The following is a 22,869-nucleotide window of genomic DNA, read 5'->3' on the forward strand; positions in this document are numbered from 1 at the left end:
AGAAGCAGCTCCCAATTAAGGTTGCGATATTTCCCTCTGCCAACCAAGCGGCGGTTGGCGGCGCAAAGCGCATGAGAAATGCGCGATTGAAGTCATACATATAATCTACGACTCCCATACAAATATATTACAACATTGGTGTGATTTGTAACCTGATAGATTTGTCAGGGAGGAGTGTCTTCCCATCTGAAGTCGTGGGAGTTGTAGCGGAGGTATTTCATCCTGAACTGATCTCGGGCGCGCGATTCGACCTGGACACTGCCATAGCATGTCGCAGGTAGCTGAATCTCTCTGGCGGGATGTCCGCAACCCGAACGTTTCGCTGTGCTACTCGGAGCTCATGGAGAACTCGCCGAGCCACCAGACTCTAATTCGCATTTCTAGGGCAAAGTTTTGTCGCTAAGTTCCGCCAAGCCACTGGGACAGGGAGGGACCTTTCCAGAGACGATTTTTCTGAGAATTTCGGTGCCCACGGACATCTTTTCTGAGACGCCAGTATGGCGTTCGTCTTAAAAAAGATGTCCAAGCCCTTGATCTGTCGAGGGGGCAAAGACACCTTTTCTGAGAAACCACAGCTGTTGCCCGGCTTCTACCCTGGATTCCATGTCCGACCTTGCGCTGTCGCGGCATCGTATGATGTCCGGCAGCGCGCTGGCCGCGATGGAGATGTCGGATTTCGGACACCGCACCTAGATGACTCGGTTCCATGAACCGCTTTCCGCTTTCTCCGGCTCGACGAATGACCAGATCGAGCCGCCGCGGGTGCAGCGACAGTACATTGCAGAGCCCGCCGAATCGGGGCCTTCGGATGCAAAGTGAGGTTGAGGAATGTCGGAGAGGACGCCGCGTGCGATGGCCGCATCGCGGCGATGGATGTATTGCCGGTACTCCTGATGCGATACGAACGGCTTGGGCTCGCCGACGCCGAGACAATGGAGGCAGGCCGGAAGCAGGCGCGCGATCGCACCGTTGCACTGTGCTTCATTCCCTCGTGTCAGTTTCAGCCATGCACCGCGCGGGACCTGTGCGTCCACACGCGTGCTTTCGCGTTCAAGCTACATGCGCAACTGATGCAGGTCGATTTCTCGCTCGCGGTAGCGGCGGAGCATGGTCTGAATATCGGGGTCCATTGCGGTTATCCACATGAATGTCGGCGGGCGTCGGCCGGCAGAGACAACGCGATCGGCATCGCCACCACGGTGCCGATCGCAAAATTGCCGAGGCTCAGTTTTCCTCAGGATTCGGATAGGACGGTAGCGATCCGACACCTTCCCGTTGATGTAATGGGTCCGCGATGAACAGACCTGCTTCAGGCAATCGGCCGTCGAACATTTGAATCGCTGCTTCAAAACGCCGTGCGCAATTCTAGCGGCATCGACAGGACGTGAGAGGGGACCGTCGATCGCGACACGATTGGCGCCGTTGGTGCCGGCCACCGCGCGGACCGACTGGGGTGTGCCGAGCTTCTGAGCCTGCTCGCCGTAACTGGCCGTGCTGCCGTACGGGACGGCCTGCAATGCCTGCCATACCGATTGCTGGAATGGGCTGCCGGGCATGTCTAGCGTCAGGTCGAACCGCTTGCGTGTCCCGGCGAAGTACTCGCCGATCTCGCGCTCGGCCTGGCGTGTGTGGGCGTTTTCTCCCGTCAGGATGCGTGTTTATGCCGGTATGCAACTTGTCGTGTTGTCCATCGGCTCCCGAAACGGCAACCTCAATAGCGGGTGCCTCGAACCCGCTACCCGAAAACGGTACTACGAGGGCTCGAGAGACGCGGCCGTTCCCTGCGATCGCGCACAGCCAGCAACAGCTGACCGGCTCACGTGAGCTGGCGCATTTTCCGTGATGTCGGCCGACTTCCCGTCTGGCCTGCCACGCAGTCGACGTATTGACGCCCGACAGCAGGTTGACTAGATTCCTCTCATGAACGCACTTTTCGTCACGACCACGACTACCACCACGACCGCCAATGGCGGGCCGGGAGGAGGTCGCGCGTCGTAGGTCAGTGTGTCGAACCCACCCCAAGCCCCGCCGGAAACGGACGGGGCTTTTTTCATGCTCCGTCTGGCCGGCATTAAACGTCAGCGGAGAACGTGATGGATGATTGCGATCGCCGGGTGCCCGGCGACAGAGTCGACCCGTTTCGCCAGAAGCACAACAAACCGGCCGTCTGGCTCACCGGAATCGCGGAGGGCGTGCCGACGTCGACGCGGCTGCTGCTGATCTTCCAGTTCCTGGTGAACCTGTCGGTGTTCGGATCGCTGCCGCTGCTTGCCGCATTCCTCGACATGGAGCGCCATCTGGATGCGAGCAGCGTCGCCAGCGTGCTGACGCTGAATTTGCTGGCGAGCCGGCTACTGCCGCTGGTGCTCGGGGCGTCGACGGATCGCTTCAGCAGTCGCGTGCTGACGACACTCGGCCTGCTTTGCCGTGCGGCGGGGTTCGTCGGGTTTGCGTATGCGCGGTCGCTGCCGGGCCTGTTGACGTGGGCATGCGTGTCAGGGCTGGGCGCCGCGCTTTACGAAACGACCGCGTATTCGATCTTCGGCTCGCTCGACGGCGCCGTGCGTCCCAAGGTGTTTGCGTTGAACAATCTGGCGCTCAATCTCGGCGCGTTGATCGGCCCGGCGCTGCTGTTCGTCGTGCCGAACACGAACGGGGCGCTGCCGTTTCTGGTAAGTGGCGCGGTGTTCGCGGCGCTCGCGCTGATCGCGCCGTGGATCGCGGGGCGAAGCACGCCCGACGCAGGCGTTGCGTACCCGCTGCGCGGCGTGCTGGTCGCGTTCGGCGACCGGCGGTTTCGCCGGCTCTGCTGGGCGCTTGTTCCGTTCTGGACCGTGTACACGCAAATATACGTATTCATCCCGTTGACCTTTTCGCGTGGCGTGCACGGCTACAACGGCGTGCGACCGTTCTACATCACGAATGCGCTGATCGGAATCGCCACTGCGTCGCTCGGCATGGGGTGGTTTCAGCGCACGCACTGGCGATCGATGATGGTGATCGGGCATGTCGCGTTGTGCGGCTGTTTTGCGATGGCGGCGCTGTTGTTCGTCCGCGATCGGGGCGCGGATGCGTCGCTCGTGATCCTGGTCGTGATCGCGATCGTCTTCACGTTCGGCGAAAGCCTGATTCTTCCCGCGTCGAATATTGCACTCGCCAACCTGACGACGCACGGCAATGCCGGCAGCTATTTCGGCGCGTCGGCGATTTCGTGGGCAATCGGCGGGATGCTCGGCAACTTCATCGGCAGCGTCGCCGCAGGCTGGAAGACGCTCACGCCGGGATGGTTCCTGTTTATGGGAATCTCGCTGATGGGTCTGTTGACATTCTGCCGGCAGCGGCCGAAATAGCGTGAACTACCCGCGCCGCCGAACCCGCGCCTTCGCACACTTGAACCACAGCCGCATCGCCCCGACGCCACCCGCGACCGTCATCCGCGGCAACAGGAACCGATCGTCGTTCACGTCGGCGCAGCCGCGCCGGGTCGTCGTCGCGTTGCGGTAACCCGCGGCGGCGACCTGATCGCGCACGCGCGGGTCCAGGTCGCCGTACGGGTAGCAGAACGATTCGACCATCTGGCCGCTCAACGCCTCGAGCCGCTGCTTCGATTCGACGATCTGAACCTTCGACACGTGCGCCGGCACCTGCGACAGCGCGACGTGGTCGAGCGTATGCGAGCCGATTTCATGACCGTGATCGCGCCATGCGAGCATGTCCGCGTGCGTCATCAGCGGCGAGCGTGCGGTATCGGCGGCCGCATCCCAGTCGTTCTCGCCGCCGAACCGGCCGGCGACGAAGTAGCAGGTCGCGGTGAACCCGAGCGCGTCGAGCGCGGGCATCGCATGCGTCAGCACGTTGAGAAAGCCGTCGTCGAACGTGATGCCGAAGACCTTCCCGCTGCGCTCGCCGCGCAGGTACGGCTGCAGTTCGCGCACGCTCAGGCCGCGGTAGCCGAGCCGCCTGAACAGCGTCATCTGGCGGCGGAACGCATCGGGCGCGACGCTCAGGCTGCGCAGCCGGTCGGTCGGCGGCGGCAGCGTGCGGATCTGGTGATACATCAGGATCGGGTAGCGCGTGGCGGGCAGCAGCATGAGCGGGTCGCGGGAACGGGGAATTACGCGGCCTTGCGGAAAATCCGCAAGGTCTTGAAGTCGCCGATTTCGACGAAATCGGCATTCGCAGCCCATTGCGCGATGATCGGCTCGGCCTTCCGGTATGCCGACGAGCCCTTGTAGAACAGCAGGTGGCCGTCGCGCGCGGTGTGTCGTGCGAACAGGTCGAGCACTTCGGCGTCGGTCTTCGCGCCGTAGCGGCTGTTGGACTCATCGCGGAATTCGCATAGATGGAACAGCGTGACGACGTCGAAGGCCGGCAGCAGGTCCGAGTTGCTCGTGTAGATGTCGCCGAAATAGGCCAGATAGGTCTTGCTCACCTCCGGCTGCCGCGTGACGAGATCGACGTACGACTTGTATTCCTTCGGCGACGCCGTCACGCCGAAGACAGTGTTGTTCAGGTGCGGCCGCGCGCATTCCACGCCGACATGATGATGGCCGCCGGTGCCGAAGTGATAGATGCGGATACCGTTGAGGCGCGCGGTTTCCAGCCATTCGACGAAGTGCACGTCACACGGGCACTCCTGCGTGCGCAGGGCCCAGTACTTCTTCCAGATATTCATTGCCATTAAACGGACCTCATGGATGTCACCCGACGATACGGGTTGTGGCGAATCGATTTCTGATAGACGGACAGCGTCGCGTCGATGAATCGTTCGAACGAGAATTCACGCTTGCCCTTCAGCCGCGCGCTGCGCCCCATCGCGCGCACGCACTCGGGCTCGCGCACGATCGCGCGCAGGATTTCCCCGATCGCTTCAGGCTCGCGCGGCGGGACGACCCAGCCGTCCACGCCCGGCTCGACGTTCTCGGGCAGCCCGCCCACGCGCGTCACGATCGCGGGGCAGCCGAGCGACATCGCTTCGCGGCACGCATACGACAGGCTCTCGTGGTACGACAGCACGAACGACACGTCGATGATCGAGAACGGTGTCCGCACGTCGTCGAGCCGGCCGGTGAACGCGGTGCGCGCGGCCATGCGGTGGTGCGCGATCTGTTCGCGTTGCTCGGCGGTCGGCTCCGCGCCGACCAGCAGCACGCGAAACCGCTCGCGCTCGTGCTCGGGCAGGCGGCCCAGCGCCGCGATCAGGTCCATCCAGCCTTTCTCCGGCGCGGTGCCGGCACTGCTGCCCAGCACGATCGCGTCCGCGGCGGACGGCCCGAACAGCGCGATCTTGCGGCGACGGATTTCGTCGCCGGCCAGTCGTTCGGCGGCCTGCCGGCGCACGCCGTGCTTGACGACGGTGACGTTCCCGTACGGCGACCGGAGCGCGAGCATGCCCGCGACGTAGTCGCTGACCGCGATGGTGTGGTCGGTGGCGAGGCGTGCGCGCAGCATGTTGCCGAAGCTGTCGGCGCGGTAGGTGTTGTGCTTGGTGAGCACGACGGCGGGCCGATACCGGCAGCCGAGCAGCGCGAGCATCACCTGCCGGTGATCGGCGGACCCGTTCACATGGATGACGTCGAAGCGCTCGGCGACGATCCGCTGGCGCAGCCGGAGGATTTCCTGGCACAGCCGGTTCCAGCGCGGTTTGAATTCCATGTCGAAGATGGCCACGTCGGGACTGTCCTTCAACAGTCGCGACAGGCGGCTGCCTTCCGGTGACGCGACGGTCACGCGATGATGCCGGCTCATCGCGGCGGCGAGATCACGGACGTAGGTGTCCTGGCCGCCGCCGTAGTCGCCGTGGAAGTTGGTATACAGAATGTTCATCACGATGCCGCCTTTCCTCGATCATTCATTGGGCAGGACTGCTGAGAAAATGAGCGCGTCCGCCTGTTGAAAGCAATGACTCGAACCTGGTCCCGCGTGGTCGATGCGGGATCGCGCATCGACGCCCGGGCGGGGCGTCACCGCGAATCGTTTCCAAATATTACAGAAGCATTACGTACCGTAGTGTCAAGGTCTGCGCATCTTTGTGAACATGTGTCGCGATCGTTCGCGGTGTCGTCACGCGGTGCGATGCCGCCGGGGAGGAGAGGAGTTCGGCGATAGGGTTCCTGTCGCCGGTGCGTGGAGCGTGGCGAGCCCGATGCGACCGGTGATGCGGCCCGATTACCCTCGCCGGCGGGGGCAGGAAGCGGGCTGGATCGCGACAAAACCCGCCTTTTCGACGGCATCCGGACGCAGATCAACGCGACGGACTTTCAGATTTGAAAGCCGGACGGCCATTTGCGTTAGAATGCCCCCCCTTGTCCGCCATGGCGACTGCCGAAGGCGGACGCGTCGCACCCAGAGAGACGTGGGTTTCGATTCGTAGCCGGGCGCGGAAGATGTGCCAGCCGTTAGCAACATACGCTTTGTGATTTGGATTACTAATGAAGAAGAAGCACAACATCACCAAGTACATCGTTGTCGCGATGATTCTTGGAATCGCAGTGGGTTACGCCTGTCATAGCGCGTTTCCCGACCCGAACATGGCGAAGGAGGTCGCCGGCTACGTATCGTTGCTGTCCGACGTGTTCCTGCGCCTGATCAAGATGATCATCGCGCCGCTGGTGTTCGCGACGCTGACCGTCGGCATTGCGCAGATGGGCGACGGCAGTGCCGTGGGCCGCGTCGGCGTCAAGGCGTTCGGCTGGTTTTTCATCGCGTCGTTCACGTCGTTGCTGCTCGGCCTGCTGACCGCCACGATCCTGCAACCGGGCAGCCATCTGAGCCTGCCGCTGCCGGCGTCCGATGCGTCCCTCGGGCTGAAGACGGGCGCCTTCACGCTGAAGGACTTCGTGGTGCACCTGGTGCCGAAGTCGATCGCGGAAGCGATGGCGAACAACGAAATCCTGCAGATCGTCGTGTTCTCGATCTTCTTCGGCACCGCGCTGTCGGCGCTCGGCGAGTCGGGCAAGCGCCTGACCGGCGTGATCGACGATCTCGCGCAGGTGATGCTGAAGGTGACGGGCGCGGTGATGTGGTTCGCGCCGGTCGCGGTGTTCGCGGCGCTGGCGTCGACGATCACCACCCAGGGGCTCGGCATCCTGCTCACGTTCGCGAAGTTCATGGCGAGCTTCTATCTGGCCCTGGCGCTGCTGTGGGGCGTGCTGACGCTCGCCGGCGTGACGTTCCTCGGCAAGCGCGCGTTCACGCTGATCCGGCTGATCCGCGAGCCGTTCCTGCTGTCGTTCGCGACGGCGAGCTCCGAGGCCGCGTATCCGAAGCTGCTGGACGCGCTCGACCGTTTCGGCGTGAACCGCAAGATCTCGAGCTTCGTGCTGCCGATCGGCTATTCGTTCAACCTCGACGGCTCGATGATGTACTGCACGTTCGCGGTGCTGTTCATCGCGCAGGTGTACGGCATTCATCTGCCGCTGGGCACGCAGATCACGATGCTGCTGATGCTGATGGTCACGTCGAAGGGGATGGCGGGCGTGCCGCGCGCGTCGCTGGTCGTGATCGCGGCGACGCTCAACCAGTTCAACCTGCCCGAAGCCGGGTTGCTGCTGATCATGGGCGTCGACATGTTCCTCGACATGGGGCGCTCGGCCACCAACGCGGTCGGCAACTCGATCGCGGCGGCCGTGGTCGCGAAGTGGGAAGGGCAGCTCGACGATCCGCGCGACGACAACGGTCCGGGCAATGAACGTGCAATGCAGGTGAAGGTGCAGGAGACCTCGGCATCGGCATGATGTGCGGCAGTGCAGCACTGCGGCAACGCAGCGATAGTGGTGCGCTGCCTGCTTCCCGGTAGTGGATGATCGCCGGCCTGGATTCGAAGCGGATTCAGGCCGGCGATTTGTTTTGGGACAATGATTCCGTCCTGAATGCGGTCGTTTTCCCCGATTCCCCGATTGATACCTGGCGCTCGCCGTTTCAATCCGTCGTCGTTGAACACACGGCGATATTCCCGCAGGCACGCGCAAGCCTGATTTTCCCGATCCACGATTCGACGTGTAAGTGATCGTTCACTGTCGCGCTGTCGCGCTCGCCGTCAGTGCGCATGGGTGCCAACGGCAATGCCGTCAAAGCCGATTCCTCGAAAAGCGCAATGACGCGAGCGATTCGCAATTTTTTTTGATTTATATAACGCTATTCTCGCGCTGCGCATTATCGAACGCATGCTGCACGTAATACCGACTGCGCCGGATGATTCAGGGGAAGTATTTACGCATTACGGTTTTCGAGTCATCCGGCCAGCCCTTCATATGAGTGTTCGCACCATTCAGGAGAGCATCCGTCATGGTCGCCAGACAACGCTTTAAGGCTGCGCTTCTCGCCGCAGCGATCGTCGCGATGACTCCCGCCGTTCACGCAGGCAACACCACCGACTGGCTGGCGAATACGTACGGCACGCTCGCGGCCCACGTCGGCAACGTCGCGCGCGCGATGTGGGTCGCGCCCGAAGGCGTGATCTATACGGCGTCGATGTGGGACGAGGACGAGGGCGGTGTCGCGATCTACCAGAACGGCAAGAGCATCGGCTCGATCGGCACGCACTCGGAGTTCCAGGGCAGCGCGATCACCGGTAACGCGACGTCGCTGTTCGTCGCGCTGCAGCCCGGCAAGACGTACGGCAGCGGCGTGGTGGGACGCTACAACCGCGCGACGAAGTATCGCGACCTTGTCATCCAGGTCAGCGCGGCGACCAACCAGCCGCGCATCGACGTCGTCACCGGGCTCGCGACGGCCGGCTCGCTGCTCTATGCAAGCGATTTCTACGGCAATCGTGTGCGTGTATTCACCACCGACGGCGTGTGGCAGCGGGACATCAACGTGTCGGCACCGGGCGCGCTCGCGGTGGATGGCGCGGGCAACGTGTGGGTCGCGCAGAAGAGCGCGGGCACGATCGTCGGTTTCGGCCCGGCCGGCGCGCTGCTGAACACGATCCGGATGCCGGCCGGGTCGCAGCCGTCGGCGCTGGCTTTCGATGCGGCGGCCGGCCAGTTGCTGGTGGGCGACGAAGGCCCCGACCAGAACATCAAGCGCTATACGGTGTCGGGACGGCCCGCGCTGGCCGGCACGTTCGGGGTGCGCGGCGGCTATCTCGACACGACGACGGGCATCAAGGGGCAGGTCGGCGCGCAGCGCTTCACGCGCATCGTCGGGCTTGGCAAGGACACCGGCGGCAATCTCTATGTGCTCAACAATCCATGGGGCGGCAGCTGGGATCTCGGCCGCAACGGCGCGACCGACATTCACGCGTACAGCAGCACCGGCAGCCTGCGGTGGACGCTGCAGTCGCTGAACTTCGAAGGGATCGCCGCGCCGGACCCGGTCACGGACGGCGCGCTGTTCTACGGCGGCACGCATGTGTACAGCGGCAGCGCGGGCGGCACGTTCGTCGCGAACACGGTCGACCCGTTCACGTATCCGGCCGATCCGCGCATCAACATGAGCGACACGCAGCGCGACGAGCATTTCGGGCTGCTCACGTCGGTGGGCGCGAACCGCATTCTCGTCGCGGCCGGCCAAAACCCGCCGATCTTCTATTTCTTCCACTTCAACGCGGCGAACGGCTATGTCGCGATCCCGGACGGCGCGATCCCGGGCCCCGCGTTCAACACCACGCGGCGCGTGACGAGCGGCTTCAGCATCGACAGCAAGGGCGGCGTGTGGGCCGGCCTCGACAAGACCGGCGCGATTACCCACTACCCGCTGACCGGTTTCGACGCGAGCGGCAAGCCGTCGTGGGGGCCGGGCGTCGCGACCCGCGTGCCCGACAGCATCCAGCCGCTCACGCGCATCGTCTATCTCGCGGACAGCGACACGATGGTGCTCGCGCAGGGCGCCATCGGGAGCAACGACTGGACGTCGATCGGCACGCGCATCGAGGTGTATCACGGCTGGAGCGCGGGTAACACGACGAAGCCCGACCCGGTGATCACGCTGCCGCACAGCGGCGCGAAATCGATCGACGCGGTGGGCAACCATCTGTTCGTCGGCTACTGGTTCAGCAGCAGCGGCCCGCTGTGGCCGAACGTCGACGCGTTCAACCTCACCACGGGCAAGCTCGACACCACGCTGGTCAACGCGAGCCCCGCGACCGTGGATACCAGCAGCGCGATCGATGCGATGTACAGCATCCGCGCATACCGCCGATCGAATGGCGAGTACGTGGTGATGAAGAACAACGTGAAGGGCAACAGCATCACCGTGTACCGGTGGACGCCCTGACGTTGACGATTCACGTTCGGCCGCGTCGGCTTCGGTCGGCGGCCGGGCTCGCGACGCCATGATGTGATTCATCGCGATTTCGCGGGATTTCCATGCCGCTTCCACAGAATTTCCACATCCCGCGTTCGTAATGGCCGGCGTGCGCAACGCGCGCCTCACCGCCCGCCGGGCGGCTGTCCTGAACCTCCCGACACGGAAAACCCGATAAGGGCACAATGACAGCGGCGTCGGCGGCACTGCGCGTGCGCACGACGATGAACCGAATCGACCGAATGGTTGCACCGACGCATTGCCGCGCCGGTGAATGTGCGCGGCAACCCCTGCCGCGTTTTTTGAGCCGAAGTGACGAAAAGATGAAGACGAAAACCACCCCGAATCGCCTGTTGCTGATCGCTGCGCTGGCCGGCGCGCTGAGCGGGACTGCCCACGCAGAGACGGCGGCGACCACGACGACGACCGTTGCGACGGTCAACGGCACGCCGATCACGCAGGCCGACGTCGATACGCTGCTGCGCGCGTCCGGGCAACCCGACTCGCCGCAGATCCGCCAGGCGATCAAGAATCAGCTGATCACGCGCGTGCTGGTTCAGCAGGCCGCCGAGAAGGCGAACTATGCTGACAAGCCCGAGGTCAAGGCGGCGGTGCAGCAGGCGAAAACGAATGCCGAAGTGCAGCTTTACCTGCGCGACAACGTGAAGCCCGAGCCGGTGACCGAAGAACAGGTCAAGGCGCGCTACGACGAACTCGTGGCCACGCTCGGCAAGAACGAGTACAAGCCGCGGCTGATCATCGTCCAGGATCCGGTGACGGCCGCGACGGTGCTCAGCGAGCTGAAGGCGGGCAAGTCGTTCGAAGGGCTGGCGCGTCAGTACAGCATGGCGCCGAGCCGCGACGCCGGCGGCGAACTGCCGTGGGTGAGCTTCCACACGCCGGCGACGGAAGGCAAGACGTCCGGCCTGCCGCTGCCGGTCGCGCAGGCGCTCGAGAAACTGAAGGTCGGTGCCGCGACGAGCGATTCGATTCCGGTCGATGGCGTGCGGGCGATCGTGAAGCTGGATGCGAAGCGGCCGACGCAGGTGCCGGGCTTCGCGACCGCGAAGCCGGGGCTTCAGCAGCAACTGCAGGCGGCGGCGGTGGAGAAGGCGAGTTCGCAGATGATCGGCAACTTGCTGAAAGACGCGAAAATCACGCAGTAATGCCGTCACGCGGTGGCGTTGAAACGCCGGACGTCACGCGCGCCAGATCATGCTCGCGCTCGTGTCGGTGTCGGATTCGCTGCGGAAGCCGAGCCGTTCGTAGAGCCGCCGCGCCGGGTTGCCGTGCAGCACGCTGAGCGATACCGGCACGTGCGCGCGTGCCGCATCGTTCAGCAATGCGTTCAGCACGGCTTCGCCGATGCCCCGGCCCTGATGCGCGGGGAGGATCTGGATCTGGTGCACGTGCCACTCATCGGTGGCGCGTGTCACCTTCAGCAAGCCGATGGCTTCATCGCCTTCGCAGACGATCATCGCATCGTCGAAGTGCGCGCGGATGCGCCGGTCGTGCGCATCGTCGTCGGTCGGCATGCCGGCGCGTTGCAGGTGCTCCGTCATCGTGAGCTTGCGAAGCGTCAGCAGGAACGGCAGGTCGGCGGCAGACGCCGGGCGCAGGCGGATTGCGTATGTCATCGTGCGGGCTCGTTCGTTCGGGAAGGCAGGAGCGTCGACGGGAAGGTCGAACCCCCGCGAATGATTGCCGAATGAGGAAGGCCGGTCAAAGCCCCGGCAACTGAATCTGCCGGCCGCCCGGGCGATGTTCGAGGACGTCCGTGACCTCGTATTCGGTTTTTGCGCCGTCCGAGGTTTGCCACTGCTGCATGCGGACATTGCACACGAGCACGTCTCCCTTGCTGAAACTGATCTGGCCGTTGTGTACGCGCGACAGGAAGCCGGTATCCGTGATCGCTGCATGAATCGTCGACGTGCCGTCGTACAGCCCCCACTTGTTGTCGTCCTCGAATGCGAGCGACACGATCGAGAACGCCATCTTGCAATGTTCGTCGAGGATGAGCGAGTGGGCTGCTGCGGGCGCGTGAAACCATGCGATCTCGCTCCGGTCGACCGTTTCGACGATTTCCGTATCGGTGCCGACCGCAAACATCACGATGCCTTCGTGCGCGAGCGGGGCAAGCACGTGCTCGATGGCGCGGCGCACGCCGACGTCGCGCAGCAGCGTGAGGACGGGCAGGTCGATTTCGAGGGTGTCGCCTTCGACATGCAGGATGGCGGTGTGGCCCTGCATCCGCACCTGCAGGATCTCGCGCCCGCGCAGCCATTTGAGGACGGCGAAGAGCCCCTTTCCCGCCTTCGGCACGGCGATGCCGAGCGCGGTCAGGATCGTGACCGCATTGGCGCGCGCCGTGCCTTCGTTGCCGCTCAGCATGCCGCGCATGCGGCCGAGCAGTGACGTTGCGAGCGTGAAGTCGATGCCGAAACTGCCGGTCTTGAAGCTGCCGCGCACGTTCACCTGCGGCCGCACCTGATCGCCGCACAGCGCGCGGGTCGATGCGTCGAGCAGATCCCCGATGGCAAGCAGCGCGGGCGCGAGTTCGCGCACGTCCCTTTCCGACGATTCGAGCGCAGGCCCGTCGTAGGTGGCGCGAAAGCGGCTCATGGCGCAGAGGGGGCCGGGATCGGCCGGGCCGGTACGGTTTTCATCGAGTGCGGTCATGCGGAAAGTGGGTGGATGACGTGGACGATACTTGAAGCAGATGCTTTCGAATATCTTTCATGCTAGATGCGATCCACCGGCCGCGGGCGATTTTGGCCGTCCGGCCAAGACGACGTTCTGACGTGTCCCAGCCGAACCCGGCACACACCGAACTTTTGCGATAACTTCCCGGTCACAACCGCCAGCGCGCGGGCGCCCCGGCGCCCCTCACGCGGTTCCGGCCCCGGTATTCCCCGGCCCGCCCCGTCCGCATATCATTCGCACATCGCGCGCCTGCCGACCGCGGGCGCAGCACACAGGGATTCTCGATGGACACCAAACGATCGCGGCCGGGCCTCGTAGCCGCGCTGCTCTGGGCGACGCTGTATCTCGCGACCGGCTACATCTCGCACCAGTTCAACGGCCCCGTCCGGCTGACGGGCTACATCTGGCTGCCGGCCGGCGTGACGGTCGGCGCGTTCATGCTGCGGCCGATGCGCGAATGGCTGACGCTGGCCGGCGCATTCCTGGTCGGGCAGCTCGCGCTGAGCGCCATCGAACAGGCCAGCCTGGTCAACGCGGTGCTGTTCACGGTCGACGAGGTCGGTGCGGCCGCGCTCGCGGTGTGGCTCGTCCAGCGCGTGCGCTTCTCGCTCGAAGGGCTGTATTTCCTGCGCTCGGTGATCCTCGCCGGCCTGATCGCGGGCGTGGTCGGCGCGATCGGCGGCGCGGCCTGGTACACGGTGGTCAAGGGCGCGCCGTTCTTCGACGTGTGGTCGGTGTGGGCCGCGTCCGATTTCGTCGGCGTGCTGCTGGTCACGCCGGTGCTCGCGTCATGGTCGCGCTTTCGCGCGCACCGCTCGGGCGATCACGAGCGCTTCGACCTCGTGCTCGGCATGGTCTCGTTCGTGCTGGTCGTGGGCGTCGCGCTCGTGATCTTCGACGGCGACACGTCACGGAAATTCGGCACCGGCGCGGGCTTCGCGCTGACGTATATCCCGTTGTTCCTCACCGTCGCGGTGACGCTGCTGCTCGGCGGCCGCGCGGGCTCGTCGTCGGTGCTGGTGCTCGCGCTGATCGTGATCGAGCAGACCGCGCAGGGCGACGGCCCGTTCTCGTCGTTTCACGAGCATTACGGCAGTGCGTTGCTCGAAGCGCAGCTTTATCTGGCAGTGGCGTCGCTGCTGGTGCTGACGGTGAGCACGCTGAAGACGACGCGCGAACGCGTGCACGAGCATGCGGCCGTTCTGCAGAACAACATGGAGCTCGCGCTCGCGAGCGCCGGCCAGATCGCGTACGTGCTCGACCCCGAATCGGGGCGGATCGAGTGGAGCGGCGACGTCGAGCGCGTGTTCGGCGTCGGCGTCGATGCGTCGCAGATCGCGAGCGTGCCGCTCGTGCTCGAACGCGTGCAGCCGGGCGACCGCGATGCGCTGCGCGACTACTGGGATGCGGAGATCGCCGGCGAGGATCGCGCGTCGCTGTTGCTGCGCGTCGTGCAGCGCGACGGCAGCACGCAGACGATCACCGATCATGGTGCGCCGCTACTCGATTCGAATGTCGACGTGACGGTGGTGGCGGGTGTCTGGCAACTCGAACGCGTGTGGCCGACGGCGGACGAATGAGCGGACGCACATCATGACGGGCCGCACGGGCGTCCTGCTGATCCACGGGCTCGGCGGCACGCAATACGATCTCGGTTCGCTGCACAAGGCGATGCGGCGCGCGGGCGCCGACACGCACATGATCACGCTGCCGGGGCACGGCACGCGCCCCGAGGATCTGGTCGGCGTGCGCGCGGAGGCGTGGCTCGACGCGGTGACCGAGCAGTATCGCGCGCTGGAAAACGAGTACGACACGCTGCATGTCGCGGGCATGTGCATGGGTGCGCTGGTCGCGCTGCTGCTGTGCCACCGCGTGCAGCATGCGCGCGGCCGGCTCGCGCTGCTGGCCACGCCGCTGTTCATCGACGGGTGGTCGACGCCGTGGTATCGCGCGTTGCGGCACGTGCTGTACCGCGTGCCGGGTGTGGCGGAGCGGATGCGTGTGGAGGAAGGCGATCCGTTCGGCATCAAGAATGCGACGATCCGCGCGATCGTGAAGAAGAAGTTCGAGCGCGAGGACAGTTTTCACTATGCGTGGGTGCCGCTCGCGTGCGTGCGGCAGGTCGACCGGATGCGCGGCTGGGCGCTCGAGGCCGCGGCCGGCACGCCGTGCCCGACGCTCGTGCTGCATGCGCGCGAGGACGAACTGACGAGCCTGCGCTCGGCCGATTTCCTGCTCGAGACAATGCCCGATGCGCGCGGGATCGTGCTGGAGAACAGCTATCACATGATCTGCGCGGACAACGATCGCGACGACGTCGCGCGCCACGTGCTCGACTTCTTCGGGTTCGATCCGGTGCATGCGGTCAGCCCGGCGATGGCGCGCCGGATGGGACGGCCGGCATCCTGACGGCGACATGCGCGGCCCGGGATGCGCGATATTCGCTGCCCCCGGTACGCCTCGGATCACGCATGCGTACCGAGGCGTGGCGCATTCATGCCGTTTCCGTCGCGCGTCGCGCCAGCAGGGTCGATGCGGCCAACTGGGCGCGTACCGCATCGATGGCCGCGTCGCTCGGCGCAATGCCTTCGAGGTAGATGAAATCGACCGTCGACAGGCCGATGACGGCGAGCACCTGCTTCAGGTACGGGGTCAGGAAATCGGGCTGCCGTGCCGCCGCGCCGGTGCAGATGCCGCCCGAGCGCACCAGCACGAGCACGGGGCGATCGGCGAGCAGGCCGAACTTGCCTTCCGGCGTGGCCGTGAACGTGCGGCCGATACGCAGCACGAAATCGATCCACAACTTCAGCGCGGCAGGTACCGTGAAGTTGTGCATCGGTGTGCTGATCAACACGCCGTCGCTGTGTTCCACTTCCGCGATCAGTTGTTCGGAGTACGCCAGCACGGGATCGGCATCCGGCCGCCTCGCGACCACCGCATGCGCATAGTCGGCCGATAGCGAAGGCAAGCCGGGTTGACCGAGGCTGCGCGACACGACCCGCGCATCGGGGCGGGCCGCCCGCCATTGCGTGATGGCTTCGTGCGCAAGGCGTGCACCCAGCGAATGACTGCCATGCGGACTGGCATTGACAAAAAGAAGGTTGTTCATCAGAGCGCCTGTAGTGACTGACTGAAATGCACGCCGCGGGACAGCAGCCCCTGGCGGAAATAGAAACGCTGCGCGAGCGCGTTGGAGAGCCCGGTATCGAGCACCAAGTGCCGGCAGCCGTGTTGCCGCGCGTCGTCGCGCACCGCATCGAGCAGCCGCTCGCCCAGCCGTTGACTGCGCGCGTGTTCGGTCGCGACCAGATCGTCGACGTAGACGAAGCGCCCGTACAGCGTGTTTTCGAGGTGGCGGTATCCCGCCAGCGCGACGACCGCGCCGTCCGGGCTGCCGTGCCGCGCGGTCAGCAGCACATAGCCTTGTTCGGCCTGACGGCGCATCTGCCGCACGAACGCATCGGCATCGGTCAGGTGCGGGCGCAGTTCGCGCATCACGTCGAACGTCGACCGGTAATCCGCGTCCGTCACGGCGCGTTTCAAATGGATCTCTGGCATCACGATTGCTCCACGGTAACGTCGTTACTGTACGAATCGGATGGCGTATCCTGAAGGTCCAAAAAGTGACTATTTGACTGGGACATGAAATTCGACGATCTGATGCCGGACCGTCATCTCGACATGCCGGTCTATCGGCAGTTGGTCGGGCGCTTCCGCGATGCGATCGAGACGGGCAAGCTCGCGCCGGGCAAGCGCGTGCCGTCGGTACGGAGCCTGGCCAGCGAACTCAATCTCGCACGCGGCACCGTCGAAGCGGCCTATCAGATCCTCATCGGCGAGGGGTACCTGGTCGCACATGGGCCGGCCGGCACCGTCGTGTCGCCCCAGTTGCCGGATGCCCGGCAGCCGCGCGCCGCGGCGACCCGGCCGGACGAACCGCCGCGCGGCGATTCGGCAGCGAGCGGGCCGAAGCCGTTCCAGATGGGCATTCCCGCGCTCGATGCGTTTCCGCGCATGCCGTGGATACGGCTCACCGGCCGTCATGTGCGGGCGATGGCGATCCCGTCGCTGGACTACGCGCCGCCGCAAGGTCACGACGGGCTCAGGCGTGCGCTGTCCGCGTACCTCGGCGTGTCGCGCGGCATCGACTGTTCGGCCGGGCAGATCTTCATCACCGCCGGGTATCGCGGTGCGCTGGACCTGATCTGCCGGACCTTGCTGCGTCCCGGCGACGCCGGCTGGTTCGAGGATCCGGGGTATATCCACGCACGCCGTGTGCTCGAGCACGCGGGGATGCGGCTCGTGTCCGTGCCGGTCGACGACGACGGCCTGTGCGTGGAAGCGGGGCAGCGCCGGGCGGCCGATGCGCGTTTTGCCGTGGTGACGCCGACCCATCAAAGCCCGCTCGGTGTCGCGCTGTCGCTGCCGAGGCGTCTGGCCTTGCTCGACTGGGCCCGGCAGCAGCGGGCCTGGATCGTCGAGGACGATTACGACAGCGAGTTCCGGTACCACGGCCGCCCGTTGCCTGCGCTCAAAAGCCTGGATCGCCACCACCGCGTGCTTTACACCGGATCGTTCAGCAAGGTGCTGTATCCGGGCTTGCGGCTGGGCTATCTCGTCGTTCCCGACGAGCAGGTCGCAGCCTTTCGCGACACCGCCGGCTGGCTCGGCGGCAGCGGCCAGATGCTGATGCAATCCGTCGTCGCCGATTTCATGGAGCAAGGGCATTTCGCGCGCCATCTGAAGAAAATGCGGGCGCTTTATGCCACCCGCCGCGCGTGGCTGATCGATGCGTTGGGCAAGGTCTTCGGTGATGCGCTGGACATTCCGGCCCGCGCGGGCGGCCTGCATGTGGTGGCCTATTGGCGCACGGCGGTCGACGATCGCGCCGTCGCACGGATGGCTGAGCTGCAGGGCTTGTCCGTCCAGCCGCTGAACGACTGGAGCCCGGGCGGCCGGATGCCGCCCGGCATGCTGCTCGGCTTCACGAACCTGACGTCGGCGCAGCAGGCGTTGACGTTGGTTCGACGCCTGTATCGGCTCGTTCGTGCGTGAACCGGGTGTGGTGGATGACGCACCGGTATGGCGAGCTCGATCCGTCGGTCATCATCGATCGGCCGAACCGAGCCGATGCCGCTACCCGGCCTCCGGCCGCCGTGCGATCCGCGCGCGGGTGGCCGGCGACGCAAGACAGGTCGCCACCGCTTCGTAGCCCGGTGCGCCGGGGTACGGCGCGACGCGGGCCGGCGGGCTATGGTTCGCAGGACACAGAATGATCGCTTCGTCGGGGCCGACGGCCGACAGATCCAGCACGGCCGACGACCGGGTCAGCATGAACAGCGGCCGCATGTCGCCGGTTCTGGCTCGCTGGCGAAGGCACGCGATCAGCGCCGCCTGCGTCGGCTGGTCGAGATCCTGTTCGATCATGTCCACGACCCGGGCGCCGGCGCCGTCCGCCTCAAGGCCGGCGAGCAGCACGGTCAGCGCCACAGACGGCGTGGCGCCTTCGTCCCCGAGCCATGCCGACGTGCGTTCGACGCGCGCCTTCAGCGCCGGATCGGCCCGCAATGCAGCGAAAGCAGCCGCGCCGTCGTCGTCCAGCCGGTCCAGCCCGATGAACGCGGCACCGGGCAATGCGTCGGCGAGCCGATGCGCGAGCCGGGTCTTGCCGCTGCCCAGCGAACCGATGATGTAGTTCAGCGGACGGATATCACGAAATTCGAACCATTCGCCGTCCCACGGCCAGGGGAGGCTGAATGCGACGCCCGCGACTGCCGGAGCGAGCAGGCGCGTCAATTCGCCGTCATCGGGCATGCGGCCGCGTGCAAGATCGGCGCGGATCGCGCGAACCCTGTCGACCTTGCCGACCAGATCCTGAATGCCGCGCTCGAGGGTGTTTTCATGCGTGGCCAATGCGTCGCTCAGGCTGCGGGCATCACCCTCAAGCACGCTCGCGACCTGGGCCAGGCTCAAGCCGAGCGCGCGAAGCGCCGCGACGTCGGCCGCACGTGCCAGATCGTCCGGGCCGTAGGACCGGTATCCGGCTGCCGTTCGCCCCGGCGTGACCAGTCCTTGCCGCTCGTACAGCCGCAGCGCCTTGACCGATACGCCGAGCCGCATCGCGGCTTCCGATGCGCTCAGGCCGCGCGTGACATCGCTCATGGCTCACCTTCAGGTCGTCGATTCGTTGCGACCAGCATAAAGGCGATCCCAAGGGCCGGGTCAAGCGGGTTTCCGCAGGTTCTGGCCGAGTGTGAGGTGGGATCGATGGCGGCGAACCATGCGCCATCGCTCAGTCGGCGGCCGCGAACTCTTCCCGCAGCGCGCGATACAGCCGCCGATACCGCGCCAGCCGCCCCGCCAGCAGATCGACCATGGCGGCATCGGGCGCGACCGTCTCCGTGACGGGCGGCGCGACGCAGACTTCCTCAAGCGTGTCATCCGTCGCGGCGAGGCGTGCGAGCCGCGCGGCACCCAGCGCCGCGCCAACCGCGCCGTCCGCGTGGCGCTGCATCGCGAGCCCGGTCGCATTCGCGCACAGCCGCGCCCAGAACGCGCTCTTCGAGCCGCCGCCGATGAACGACACCGCATCAAGCGTCGTGCCGGCCGCACGCAGCGCGTCGTAGCCGTCGGCCATCGCGAACGCGACGCCTTCCATCACCGCATACGCGAGATCGTCCGCATCGTGCTCGTTGGACAGCCCGAAGAACACGCCGCGCGCGTGCGCGTCGTTGTGCGGCGTGCGTTCGCCACCGAGATACGGCAGGAACAGCGGCGCGCGCGCCGGCTCCGCGCGTTCGGCGCGTACGGCCAGCTCGGCGGCGGTGGTACCGTGCGCACGGGCGAGCCAGTCGAGGCTCGCGGCGGCCGACAGGATCACGCTCATCTGGTGCCAGCGCCCTTCGACGCAGTGGCAGAACGCGTGCACGGCCGCATCCGGGTTCGGCGCGAAGCGATCGTTGCCGGCGAACAGCACGCCCGACGTGCCGAGCGACAGGAAGCCGCTGCCGGCGCCCGTGACGCCCATGCCGATCGCCGAAGCCGCGTTGTCGCCGGCGCCGCCGGCGATCGTCACGGGCCCCGCGATGCCCCATTCGCGCCTCAGCGTGTCGCGCAGCTGCGCGGCGGGCGCGTTGCCTTCGACGAGGCGCGGCATCTGCGCACGCGACAGCTCGGTCGCGGCGAGCATCCGGTCGGACCAGTCGCGGCGCGCGCAGTCGAGCCACAGCGTGCCCGACGCGTCGGACATGTCGGACACGAATTCGCCGGACAGGCGCCAGATCAGGTAATCCTTCGGCAACAGCACCTTGTGCACCGCGCGGAACACGGCGGGCTCGTATTTCGCGAGCCACAGCAGCTTCGGCGCGGTGAAGCCGGGCATCGCCATGTTGCCGGTGATCGCGCGCGACTCCGGCACCAGCGCCTCGAGTTCGACGCACTCGGTGCCGGCGCGCGTGTCGTTCCACAGGATCGCGGGGCGCAGCACCTGGTCCGCGCGATCGATCAGCGTCGCGCCGTGCATCTGCCCCGAGAGCGCGATGCCGCGCAGCGCGGCGAAGCCGGCCGGGTGCGCGGCGCGCACCGCCGCGATCGCGTCGAGCATCGCGTGCCACCACGCCTGCGGGCGCTGTTCCGACCAGTGCGGATGCGGGCGGCTGATCGACAGCGCGGCCGAGCCGGTCGCGAGCGGGGCCGAACGGGAATCGGTGAGGAGTACCTTGACCTCGGACGTGCCGAGATCGATGCCGAGAAAAGTCACGTGTGAAGCATCCTGTCTGGGGCGCGCGGCGGCGTGCGTCGCGGGGGCGGCGCGTCGTCGCGGCCGTGCGGTTCGTTGAGCCGGTGCAGCGCGCGGAACCTCGACGGCGGCACCTGCTTCATCGCGAGAAACTGACGGTTGAAATTCGACAGGTTGTTGAAGCCAACCCGGTAGCAGATGTCGGTCACCGTCAGGTCGGAAAACATCAGCAGCTCGCAGGCCTCGTTGATGCGCAGCCGGTTCAGGTAGCGCACGAACGACGAGCCGGTATGGCGGCGGAAAAACCGCGTGAAGGTGCTGACGCTCATCCCGGCGAACGCGGCGACGTCGGCCTCGCGCAGCATGCCGGGCAGGTTCTGCTGCAGGTACGACAGCACCTGGTTGATGGTCGACGACATGTAGTGCTGCGCGTCGCTGCGGTAGCCGGGGCCGGCGAGCACGCGCCGTTCGCGGCACGACGACAGCCGGTCGAACAGCGACATCAGGATCTCGACGCGCCGGCAGCCGTGCGCGTTCGCGAGTTCGAGCATCAGCGGCGCGACGTCGCGGCCGACGCGGTCCGGAAACTGCACGCCGCGCGCCGCATCGTCGATCAGGTCGATCACCGGCTGCAGCTCGCTGAACGCGCCGACCATCTTCTCGATCGCGTCGCGCGAGAACTGCAGCACGACGTCGCGCGACGGCACGCGTTCGCCGTCGGCGAGTTCGCTGACCCAGTTGTGCGGCAGGTTCGGCCCGGTGACGATCAGGTTGCCGGGGCCGAAATCGCCAATGTGATCGCCGACGAACATCTTGCCGTGCGACGACTGGATCAGATGGATCTCGTATTCGGGATGAAAGTGCCACTTCGCGACCGAGTGCGGATAGTCGTGGACCCACGCGCGGAACGATTCGTCGCGGTGGGTGGGAACGATCTCGAGATCCGGGTTCATCGTGTGCTCCGTCGGGGGCGTGCCGGCGTGCTACGAACGGGACATCGACCAGCCCGTCGCGGCGGGCGGCGTGGTGCGCGTCGCGGCCGCCGGCGGCGCCGCGTGCGCGATCGGGTTCGCGTCCGGCAGCGTGACGTTGCGCTCGGTGCCGGCGTCGAACAGATGCAGGGCTTCTTCGTCGAAGCGGAACGCTACCACGGCCCCCGGCGCCGGGGCCATCGGGGCCGGCACGAGGGCCGCGCACGGCTGGCCGTGCCAGTCGAGCGTGACGAGCGCCTCGGCGCCGAGCAGCTCGACGAGCTCGACCGTGCCGGTCAGAGTAAGCGCGCCCGGGGTCGGATCCGCTTCGGTGACGAGCCGCAGGTGGTTCGGCCGGATCGCGGCCTTCACCTGCTGGCCGTCGTGCAGCCGGGCGAAGCGCGGCGATGCGAGCGGCCAGCGCGCGCCGTTGCAGTCGAGCAGCACGGTCGCGCCGCGGCGCTCGATCGTGCCCGCCGCGAAGTTCATCGCCGGGGTGCCGACGAAGCCGGCGGCGAACACCGTATGCGGTTGCCCGTACAGCTCGGCCGGCGTGCCGATCTGCTCGATGTGGCCGCCGCGCATCAGCACGACGCGATCGGCCAGCGTCATCGCCTCCAGCTGGTCGTGCGTGACGTACAGCGTGGTCGTCTTCAGCCGTCGATGCAGCCGCTTGATGTCGCCGCGCAACTGCGTGCGCAGCTTCGCGTCGAGGTTCGACAGCGGCTCGTCGAACAGGAACACGGCGGGCGTCTTGATCATCGCGCGCGCGATGGCCGCACGCTGCTGCTGGCCGCCCGACATCGCGCGCGGGCGGCGGTCGAGCAGCGCGTCGAGGCTCAGGATGCGCGCGACGTCGCGCACGCGGCGGTCGATCTCGTCGGCCGGCACCTTCAGGCGCCGCAGGCCGAACGCGATGTTGTCGTACACCGTCATGTGCGGGTACAGCGCGTAGTTCTGGAACACCATCGCGACATTGCGCTCGCGCGACGGCAGGTCGTTGACGACCGCGTCGCCGATCACGAGCTCGCCGCCGGTGATCGCCTCGAGGCCCGCGATCATCCGCAGCATCGTCGACTTGCCGCAGCCGGACGGGCCGAGCAGCACGATGAATTCGCCGTCGGCGATCTCGAGGTCGAGCGGGTGCAGCACGGCGGGGCCGCCGTCGTAATGCTTCGACAAACCTTTGCAGGTGATCTGGGCCAT

The 22,869-nt window shown here is 66.2% G+C and carries 21 protein-coding genes; 8 read left to right on the forward strand and 13 right to left on the reverse strand.

Going from position 1 to position 22,869, the window contains the following annotated elements:
* Positions 1-689: 689 nt before the first annotated feature.
* Positions 690-1,034, reverse strand: a complete 345-nt coding sequence (locus G3N96_RS00510) for a hypothetical protein (RefSeq protein WP_241022385.1) — start codon at positions 1,032-1,034, stop codon at positions 690-692.
* A gap of 21 nt (positions 1,035-1,055) precedes the next feature.
* Positions 1,056-1,556, reverse strand: coding sequence for a methylated-DNA--[protein]-cysteine S-methyltransferase (locus G3N96_RS39015; protein WP_241022386.1), 501 nt, complete (start codon positions 1,554-1,556; stop codon positions 1,056-1,058).
* A 537-nt stretch (positions 1,557-2,093) separates the two neighbouring features.
* Here G3N96_RS39015 and G3N96_RS00520 point away from each other — a divergent pair.
* Positions 2,094-3,350 (forward strand): MFS transporter, encoded by a 1,257-nt coding sequence (locus G3N96_RS00520; protein ID WP_206135838.1) that lies wholly within the window; start codon positions 2,094-2,096, stop codon positions 3,348-3,350.
* A gap of 6 nt (positions 3,351-3,356) precedes the next feature.
* Here the strand turns inward: G3N96_RS00520 and G3N96_RS00525 are convergent, their stop codons facing one another.
* From G3N96_RS00525 to G3N96_RS00535, 3 genes are read right to left on the reverse strand one after another with little or no spacing between them, the layout of a single operon-like run.
* Complete coding sequence (locus tag G3N96_RS00525; protein WP_206135839.1) at positions 3,357-4,091, reverse strand: polysaccharide deacetylase family protein; 735 nt, start codon at positions 4,089-4,091, stop codon at positions 3,357-3,359.
* A gap of 23 nt (positions 4,092-4,114) precedes the next feature.
* Positions 4,115-4,681, reverse strand: coding sequence for a hypothetical protein (locus G3N96_RS00530; protein WP_241022387.1), 567 nt, complete (start codon positions 4,679-4,681; stop codon positions 4,115-4,117).
* Positions 4,681-5,826 (reverse strand): glycosyltransferase family 4 protein, encoded by a 1,146-nt coding sequence (locus G3N96_RS00535; RefSeq protein ID WP_206135840.1) that lies wholly within the window; start codon positions 5,824-5,826, stop codon positions 4,681-4,683. The genes G3N96_RS00530 and G3N96_RS00535 overlap by 1 nt, the downstream gene beginning before the upstream one ends.
* Before the next feature lie 605 nt (positions 5,827-6,431).
* Here G3N96_RS00535 and G3N96_RS00540 point away from each other — a divergent pair.
* The 4 genes from G3N96_RS00540 to G3N96_RS00555 all read left to right on the forward strand — a co-directional run bounded on the left by G3N96_RS00540 (position 6,432) and on the right by G3N96_RS00555 (position 11,417).
* Complete coding sequence (locus tag G3N96_RS00540; protein WP_124580339.1) at positions 6,432-7,736, forward strand: dicarboxylate/amino acid:cation symporter; 1,305 nt, start codon at positions 6,432-6,434, stop codon at positions 7,734-7,736.
* Between the two features lie 65 nt (positions 7,737-7,801).
* Entirely contained in the window at positions 7,802-8,008 is a 207-nt protein-coding gene (locus G3N96_RS00545; RefSeq protein ID WP_206135841.1) for a hypothetical protein, read from the forward strand.
* Between the two features lie 278 nt (positions 8,009-8,286).
* On the forward strand, positions 8,287-10,221 hold the full coding sequence (locus tag G3N96_RS00550) for an SMP-30/gluconolactonase/LRE family protein (RefSeq protein WP_206135842.1): 1,935 nt from the start codon (positions 8,287-8,289) through the stop codon (positions 10,219-10,221).
* A 353-nt stretch (positions 10,222-10,574) separates the two neighbouring features.
* Entirely contained in the window at positions 10,575-11,417 is an 843-nt protein-coding gene (locus G3N96_RS00555; RefSeq protein ID WP_206135843.1) for a peptidyl-prolyl cis-trans isomerase, read from the forward strand.
* A gap of 33 nt (positions 11,418-11,450) precedes the next feature.
* Here G3N96_RS00555 and G3N96_RS00560 read toward each other — a convergent pair whose 3' ends face one another.
* Both G3N96_RS00560 and G3N96_RS00565 read right to left on the reverse strand, forming a co-directional pair.
* Positions 11,451-11,888: a GNAT family N-acetyltransferase gene (locus G3N96_RS00560; RefSeq protein ID WP_124580347.1), complete on the reverse strand. Its 438-nt coding sequence runs from the start codon at positions 11,886-11,888 to the stop codon at positions 11,451-11,453.
* An 85-nt stretch (positions 11,889-11,973) separates the two neighbouring features.
* Entirely contained in the window at positions 11,974-12,930 is a 957-nt protein-coding gene (locus tag G3N96_RS00565; RefSeq protein WP_206135844.1) for a hypothetical protein, read from the reverse strand.
* Between the two features lie 308 nt (positions 12,931-13,238).
* Between G3N96_RS00565 and G3N96_RS00570 the strand changes: the two genes are divergently transcribed.
* Positions 13,239-14,534: an MASE1 domain-containing protein gene (locus G3N96_RS00570; RefSeq protein ID WP_206135845.1), complete on the forward strand. Its 1,296-nt coding sequence runs from the start codon at positions 13,239-13,241 to the stop codon at positions 14,532-14,534.
* 13 nt (positions 14,535-14,547) lie between these two features.
* Positions 14,548-15,363, forward strand: coding sequence for an alpha/beta fold hydrolase (locus tag G3N96_RS00575; protein ID WP_206135846.1), 816 nt, complete (start codon positions 14,548-14,550; stop codon positions 15,361-15,363).
* Positions 15,364-15,448: 85 nt separating this feature from the next.
* Here G3N96_RS00575 and G3N96_RS00580 read toward each other — a convergent pair whose 3' ends face one another.
* Positions 15,449-16,063, reverse strand: a complete 615-nt coding sequence (locus G3N96_RS00580) for an NAD(P)H-dependent oxidoreductase (RefSeq protein WP_206135847.1) — start codon at positions 16,061-16,063, stop codon at positions 15,449-15,451.
* Complete coding sequence (locus G3N96_RS00585; protein WP_206135848.1) at positions 16,063-16,512, reverse strand: GNAT family N-acetyltransferase; 450 nt, start codon at positions 16,510-16,512, stop codon at positions 16,063-16,065. The genes G3N96_RS00580 and G3N96_RS00585 overlap by 1 nt, the downstream gene beginning before the upstream one ends.
* Before the next feature lie 84 nt (positions 16,513-16,596).
* Here G3N96_RS00585 and G3N96_RS00590 point away from each other — a divergent pair, with 84 nt between their 5' ends.
* Positions 16,597-18,009, forward strand: coding sequence for a PLP-dependent aminotransferase family protein (locus tag G3N96_RS00590; RefSeq protein ID WP_206135849.1), 1,413 nt, complete (start codon positions 16,597-16,599; stop codon positions 18,007-18,009).
* 81 nt (positions 18,010-18,090) lie between these two features.
* Here the strand turns inward: G3N96_RS00590 and G3N96_RS00595 are convergent, their stop codons facing one another.
* The 4 genes from G3N96_RS00595 to ugpC form a co-directional block, all read right to left on the reverse strand.
* Positions 18,091-19,116, reverse strand: coding sequence for a MerR family transcriptional regulator (locus tag G3N96_RS00595; protein WP_206135850.1), 1,026 nt, complete (start codon positions 19,114-19,116; stop codon positions 18,091-18,093).
* Between the two features lie 130 nt (positions 19,117-19,246).
* Positions 19,247-20,713 (reverse strand): xylulokinase, encoded by a 1,467-nt coding sequence (xylB, locus tag G3N96_RS00600; RefSeq protein ID WP_206135851.1) that lies wholly within the window; start codon positions 20,711-20,713, stop codon positions 19,247-19,249.
* Positions 20,710-21,645, reverse strand: coding sequence for an AraC family transcriptional regulator (locus G3N96_RS00605; RefSeq protein WP_206135852.1), 936 nt, complete (start codon positions 21,643-21,645; stop codon positions 20,710-20,712). Before G3N96_RS00605 ends, xylB begins: the two co-directional genes overlap by 4 nt.
* 30 nt (positions 21,646-21,675) lie before the next feature.
* Positions 21,676-22,869 carry a sn-glycerol-3-phosphate ABC transporter ATP-binding protein UgpC gene (ugpC, locus tag G3N96_RS00610; RefSeq protein WP_206135853.1) on the reverse strand — a complete coding sequence of 398 codons (1,194 nt, stop codon included), beginning with the start codon at positions 22,867-22,869 and terminating at the stop codon, positions 21,676-21,678.

The sequence above is a fragment of the Burkholderia sp. Se-20373 genome (assembly GCF_017104705.1).
Taxonomy (GTDB): Bacteria; Pseudomonadota; Gammaproteobacteria; order Burkholderiales; family Burkholderiaceae; genus Burkholderia.